6 protein-coding genes are annotated in these 5,154 nt (G+C 62.6%); 1 reads left to right on the top strand and 5 read right to left on the bottom strand.

What is annotated here, in order from left to right; all coding sequences use genetic code 11:
• Positions 1–34: 34 nt before the first annotated feature.
• Together JWP83_RS26750 and JWP83_RS26745 are read right to left on the bottom strand one after the other, a co-directional pair.
• On the bottom strand, positions 35–319 hold the full coding sequence (locus JWP83_RS26750) for a class I SAM-dependent methyltransferase (protein ID WP_297737464.1): 285 nt from the start codon (positions 317–319) through the stop codon (positions 35–37).
• Between the two features lie 134 nt (positions 320–453).
• Complete coding sequence (locus tag JWP83_RS26745; RefSeq protein WP_297737461.1) at positions 454–1,065, bottom strand: CGNR zinc finger domain-containing protein; 612 nt, start codon at positions 1,063–1,065, stop codon at positions 454–456.
• 381 nt (positions 1,066–1,446) lie between these two features.
• Between JWP83_RS26745 and JWP83_RS26740 the strand changes: the two genes are divergently transcribed.
• Positions 1,447–1,596 carry a hypothetical protein gene (locus JWP83_RS26740; RefSeq protein ID WP_297737458.1) on the top strand — a complete coding sequence of 50 codons (150 nt, stop codon included), beginning with the start codon at positions 1,447–1,449 and terminating at the stop codon, positions 1,594–1,596.
• 31 nt (positions 1,597–1,627) lie between these two features.
• Here the strand turns inward: JWP83_RS26740 and JWP83_RS26735 are convergent, their stop codons facing one another.
• The 3 genes from JWP83_RS26735 to JWP83_RS26725 all read right to left on the bottom strand — a co-directional run.
• Positions 1,628–3,256 carry a GMC family oxidoreductase gene (locus tag JWP83_RS26735; protein WP_297737455.1) on the bottom strand — a complete coding sequence of 543 codons (1,629 nt, stop codon included), beginning with the start codon at positions 3,254–3,256 and terminating at the stop codon, positions 1,628–1,630.
• Positions 3,257–3,722: 466 nt separating this feature from the next.
• Complete coding sequence (locus tag JWP83_RS26730; RefSeq protein ID WP_297737452.1) at positions 3,723–4,439, bottom strand: helix-turn-helix domain-containing protein; 717 nt, start codon at positions 4,437–4,439, stop codon at positions 3,723–3,725.
• A 462-nt stretch (positions 4,440–4,901) separates the two neighbouring features.
• A partial coding sequence (locus tag JWP83_RS26725) for a hypothetical protein (RefSeq protein ID WP_297737449.1) occupies positions 4,902–5,154 on the bottom strand: 253 nt, incomplete at its 5' end.

The raw sequence follows: 5,154 nt of genomic DNA, 5'->3' as shown, positions 1-5,154 counted from the left end.
GGCGGCCCAGAATGCGTCCATCTGTCCTGCGAGTTCAGCGTCGGGCCGCAACGTCGCCAAGTTGACGAATCTTTTGATGTCCCTGATGGTCTGGATATCGAAGTTCGAAACGCGGTTGGCGAACTCGTCGACGAAGCCGTCGAGTTCTGCATCGGGCAAGGCGCGGTTGGCGTAGCGCCTGTACCAGGGGGTCAGCGAACGGATCGGTGATCAGCGGGTCGGCGGTTCTCGTTGCCACCGCGCGAGCGGCTGCCACCAGCGTCGCGGTGGCTCCCGCGCTGGACGCCAGATCCCAGGTGTCTTCCTCAGCCCGCTTCACGTTTACTCCTTCGACTTCGCGAGGCAATCAACGCTGATGCCGCCCCGGCGGCGCGCACCCAGTCGGTGACGGTGGTCCCCATCGCGGTTTGGCCAATTTTCGTCATGTTGGATGCCCTCCACGGCTCGTCGTCTTCACGAGCACGGACTGGCCAATGGTGGACCACATGTTATGCGGTTGTGCCACACGAACGCGTTGTTCCATGACCGGTCGTAGAATGCTGCGCGGCAGGCGCCGTTGGCGCAATGCTTGAGTCGCGCCCATGTTCCTCTCTGTCGGCTGGCCAGGACCTCACCCCCGATCGCCGCAGAAAACCAGCGCCATCCATCACCGACGGGCGTCCAGTAGAGCGCTCCCTCTGACAGCACCAACTGTGCGGTGCCGAGAACGCGATCACCAGTCCGGCCAGGCACCCCGTCAACTGCACCCGAAAGAGCACGGCGCATCTTTCCCAGCTCGGCCACATCGCGGTCCGTCAACGTCGGAGGTTGCTGTGGCTTCACTCCGCGCTCCGCCAGCCAGGCACGTGCGGCGTGAAATGTCCACTGTTGGGCGTGGGCTCGATCGCGAAGGAGGTCTAAATGATCTGCGGAGCCCTCGGTATTGAGCAGATCTTGGACCAGCGCCAGGCCATCTGGTGCCGGCCGGATACCAAAGCGTGAAGTGCCAAGCCAGACTGGTTGCGGCTCTATCGTTTCGTATCCGGTGAGAACTTCGTCGGCGTCAGTGTTTTGCAGTTGTTGCATCTCGGTCCCTTTCGTTGGGAGTGAGGCCCCGGCTGGAGTTCTCCGCGATCCAGGGGCCAGCGCTGTAGGGTTTGGAGAACAGTTCCCAATTGCTTTTCGGGGTAGTTGAAGTTGTCGGTAGTGCCGTAGGCGACAAGCTCATAACCACGTGGGGAAATATCGGCCTCCAATGCCCTGCCAGAAGCGAACAAGTGCAACGAGATTGACACGGAGATCGTTGTCCTTGTGGTGGATCGTCGGCATGATGAGCGACGCGGAACAATGATGAGCACTACACCCGATCGACTGTCGCGTTCGCCCGCGCGAGAGGATGCGGAGGATGTGGTCATGTCCTCCGACGTTAGAAAGCAGCGCCGCTACCGGCCACCCATCTTCCAGTGAATGGAGTTTTGGCTGGAATCGTCATTGTGGACCGGCGCATTCAATAGTGCGGCAGCTTCTTCACCCACCACGGCCAATACCGCCATCTACGAAGTGCAGGCTCACATGCTCACAATTGCACGCAATACCGAAGTCGATGCGGGACAGTGACACAATCTATCTTCGATCTTTCCTTGGGACATCAGAGCGTGTGCTGGGCCTTGAGGATCTCGGCTGCGCGTTCGCCGATGATGACGCAGGGCGCCATGGTGTTTCCGGTCGTCACGCGGGGCATGATAGATCCGTCGGCGATGCGAAGGTGTTCTATCCCATAGACTTTCAGGCTGCTGTCGACCACGGACATGGCGTCTTGGCCCATCTTGGCGGTGCAGGTTTGATGCCAGTAGGTCGAGGCGGCATCGCGGATGAAGCGCTCGAGCTCGGCGCCCTTGAGGTTGCCCGGCATGACTTCGCGCTTGGTGAAGGGGCGAAGCGCGGCGGAGTTGCCGATCTCGCGGCACAGTTCGACGGAGGCTATCGCGGCCTTGAGGTCATCGGGGTGCGACAACATGTTTGCCTGGATCTGCACTGGGTCGGTCGGTTCGGGGCCGGTCAGACAGATATGGCCGCGGCTTTGCGGCCGGACCACGCCCGCGAACAGTGACCAGCCAGCATTGGGCAGGCCAAACCTGGCCCCGTTCTCAGTACTGGACTTGCAAACTTCAGCCTGGCAGATCTGAAAATCCGGGCTGTCCAGACTAGGGTCGCTCTTGGAGAAGAACGTCGCCGCACACCCAGAGTTGCGCGGCGCCAGCGGCTGTTGGTACTCCCAAACACAGTCGAAACCAGGATGGTCTTGAAGGTTTTGACCGACCCCGGGAAGATTCTGCACGACGGGGATGCCGAATCGCTGCAATTCGGCCTGGTCGCCGATGCCGGATTGCATCAGCACCTTGGGGGTGTGGATCGCGCCGAGCGACAGCACAACTTCGGATCCCGCGCCAACACGGTGGACCTTGTCGTGGTGGGAGAACTCCACGCCCGTGACCCGGTTGCCCTCGAATGTCACCCGGGTCACCAACGCGCCGGTGAGAACGGTCAGGTTGGGCCGGTCCATGTAGGGGAAAACGTAGGAGCGGAAGACCGATTGGCGGTATCCGTCACGGACGATGAGATCGATGATTGACGCGCCACCGGGGCCCTCCATCATGCGGCCGTTCTGATTCTCGAATGTCGGAATCCCGACCGAGCGGGAGGCCTCGAGCGCGGCGGGCGCGATCGGGTTGGGATCAGGTGCGGGTTCGACGTAAACCGGCCCGCCGGTTCCGCGGTAGTCGGGGTCGGGGACGCCATGCCAGTCCTCGACGCGCCGGTAGATGTTGAGCACGGACTCGTAGTTCCACGCCGTGTCGCCGGCTTCGGAGGCGAAGAAATCCCAATCGTCTTTGTGCCCTCGCGCCCACGCCATGACGTTGATGCTTGATCCGCCGCCCAAGACCTTGCCCATTGAGTAAGGGATCGAGCGGCCGTTGAGGTGCGGGTTGGGTTGGGCCTGAAAGTTCCAGTCCCGCTCGCTGCCCAGGTTGGCAGGCCACTGATCTGCTCTCATCACCGCGGATACGTCGTCGCCGCCGCCCGCCTCCAGCAAAAGCACGCTGGCGTCGGGGTTTTCGGCGAGACGACGCGCCACCACCGATCCCGACGAGCCCGATCCGCAGACAATGAAGTCGTACTGTCGCCTCAGCCGAATACGAAGCCTCCGTTGAATGTGATGAACGCGTTCGGCGAAATCGGCCCCCTGGACGATTGCTTCGTCGAGGTCAGTGTTCATATCCGCTCCTTGTTTCGATGCGTTGATGGGCAGTGTTTTTCGGTTGAATCGGCTGCGGGAGTGCAGCATTGACGTGCGGCATCAGCTTGGGCAACTACGCCGGCCAGCCGGATACGGCGCGTTCGCCAGCCATCCATAGCGGCGGCCCTGTGCCCGAGTCGATTCGGCGACACCCAGCGCCTCGCGCAGCAGGCGCCAGCAAAGCCAGTACGTGTTATGAGAATTAGGGCTCTCGTAAGGTGAACCAGTTCTGGATCACATCTTGAAGTCCTCCGGGTCGTCCATGAACGACTCAGACGGCGCGGTACGAGGCTTGGCTGGCGTCGGGCGCCGATCGAGTAAGCACACAGCCGCTGTCTCCGGCTAGATAGCGGGCAGCGATCACGCCATTGTGTCCGGCCCCGACGAAGTAAACGTCGAATGTGGAGGATGCGGTCATGTCCTCCGACGTTAGAAAGCAGCGCCGCTACCGGCGACCCATCTTCCATTGAATGGACTTTTGGCTGGAATCGTCATTGTGGGCCGGCGCATTCAATAGTGCGGCGATTCGGGTGCCGGCGGCTCGGGTGGCAGCCAACAACGCGACCGGCGGGCGCTGCCCGGCGACGAGCGTGGTCACCGCCGCCACCTCACCTCTGCCCAGGGGAACCGCTACCGCGACGCAGCTGATGTGTGCAAGGTAACCACCGGCGTCCACAATCGGTGCTGGGCAGCTGATCTCGGTGTGTATGCGCGCTGGGGCCGTTCCCGGCGGTACCCGGCTGCCCGGTTCGGGTAGCCCGAGCGGAACGCGAGCGTCCACCGTGTCCAGGAACACCGCGTCACCGCCGATCGTGGCCGACAGGCTCACCGCGGCGCCGGTGGCGGCGGCGAGTTCGGCCAGCGGGCGCCGGGCGACGACGCGGAGCCGACGCTCAGGCGTCACCCGCGCACCCAGTTCCAACAGGCTCGCCCCGAGACGGTAACGAGTACCTTCGCGCCGGACAGCGCCCACTTCGATCAACTGCTTGAGCAGCCGGTGCACTGTTGGCCCCGGGATTCCGGTTACCTCCGCCAGATCGACCAGCCGCACCGGTTCCAGCACACCCACATGGTCCAAAAGTTCGAATGCGGTGTCGATTACACAGCGACCGTCATTCTGGGTCCGGCGGTCCACAGCATCTCCGTCCCGATTGCCGACCATGCCGCCCAACTCTCGCTCTCACTACCACCATCGCTCCGTTAGTTCCAGCCATCAACACTGGTGATGGAGTCCCAGGCTCATCCGCATGGTGGCAGTCCTTAGATAGGCTATCTTACCGGCGTTGTCTCTACGATTGCTCGCCAGCCAACCCATGTCGTTGCCGCTGTCCCCCATTCAATGCTTCCCACCAGCTGGAACCTGTCCTTGGTTGTGACGTAATTGTCGCCGGTGGGGATCCCCGGCGGCGATGTGGGACCCGGAGTTGCGTGGGTCGGGATCGTTATTCTTGTGCGCCGCCGCTGGCCCGCGCGGGCTACGGTATCCCCGCGGTGCGAACCGGACGGCCCGACGAACTCCGTTGCAGCGGGGGAAGTATTCGGTGCGGCCAAGGATCGCGAGTGATCATCGTCGGCGGGGCGGCCGGCTTCCTGGGCGGCTCATGGGCGAAAGCCATTGAGGTGGCTAGTTCGTCGTGGTGCGCGATAGCTTGCCGATCCACTGACCCAGGTTGTACTCGACGTCGCCGCGCTGTTGAAGCCCTGCGGCAAACAGCTGTTCGAGCGCGTTGCCCACTGCTGGCCGGCCGACGGCGGCCCAGAATGCGTCCATCTGTCCTGCGAGTTCAGCGTCGGGCCGCAACGTCGCCAAGTTGACGAATCTTTTGATGTCCCTGATGGTCTGGATATCGAAGTTCGAAACGCGGTTGGCGAACTCG

This window comes from Mycobacterium sp., assembly GCF_025965855.1.
Lineage (GTDB): Bacteria > Actinomycetota > Actinomycetes > Mycobacteriales > Mycobacteriaceae > Mycobacterium.
Note: the sequence above shows the minus strand (reverse complement) of the source record. Positions and strands in the feature narration are given on the sequence as shown.

What these genes read in the sequence shown, in the direction of transcription:
- JWP83_RS26740 (WP_297737458.1), top strand. Translation starts at nt 1,447, where the DNA reads ATGGAGTTTTGGCTGGAATCGTCATTGTGGACCGGCGCATTCAATAGT.
- JWP83_RS26730 (WP_297737452.1), bottom strand. Translation starts at nt 4,439, where the DNA reads ATGGTCGGCAATCGGGACGGAGATGCTGTGGACCGCCGGACCCAGAAT.
- JWP83_RS26745 (WP_297737461.1), bottom strand. Translation starts at nt 1,065, where the DNA reads ATGCAACAACTGCAAAACACTGACGCCGACGAAGTTCTCACCGGATAC.
- JWP83_RS26735 (WP_297737455.1), bottom strand. Translation starts at nt 3,256, where the DNA reads ATGAACACTGACCTCGACGAAGCAATCGTCCAGGGGGCCGATTTCGCC.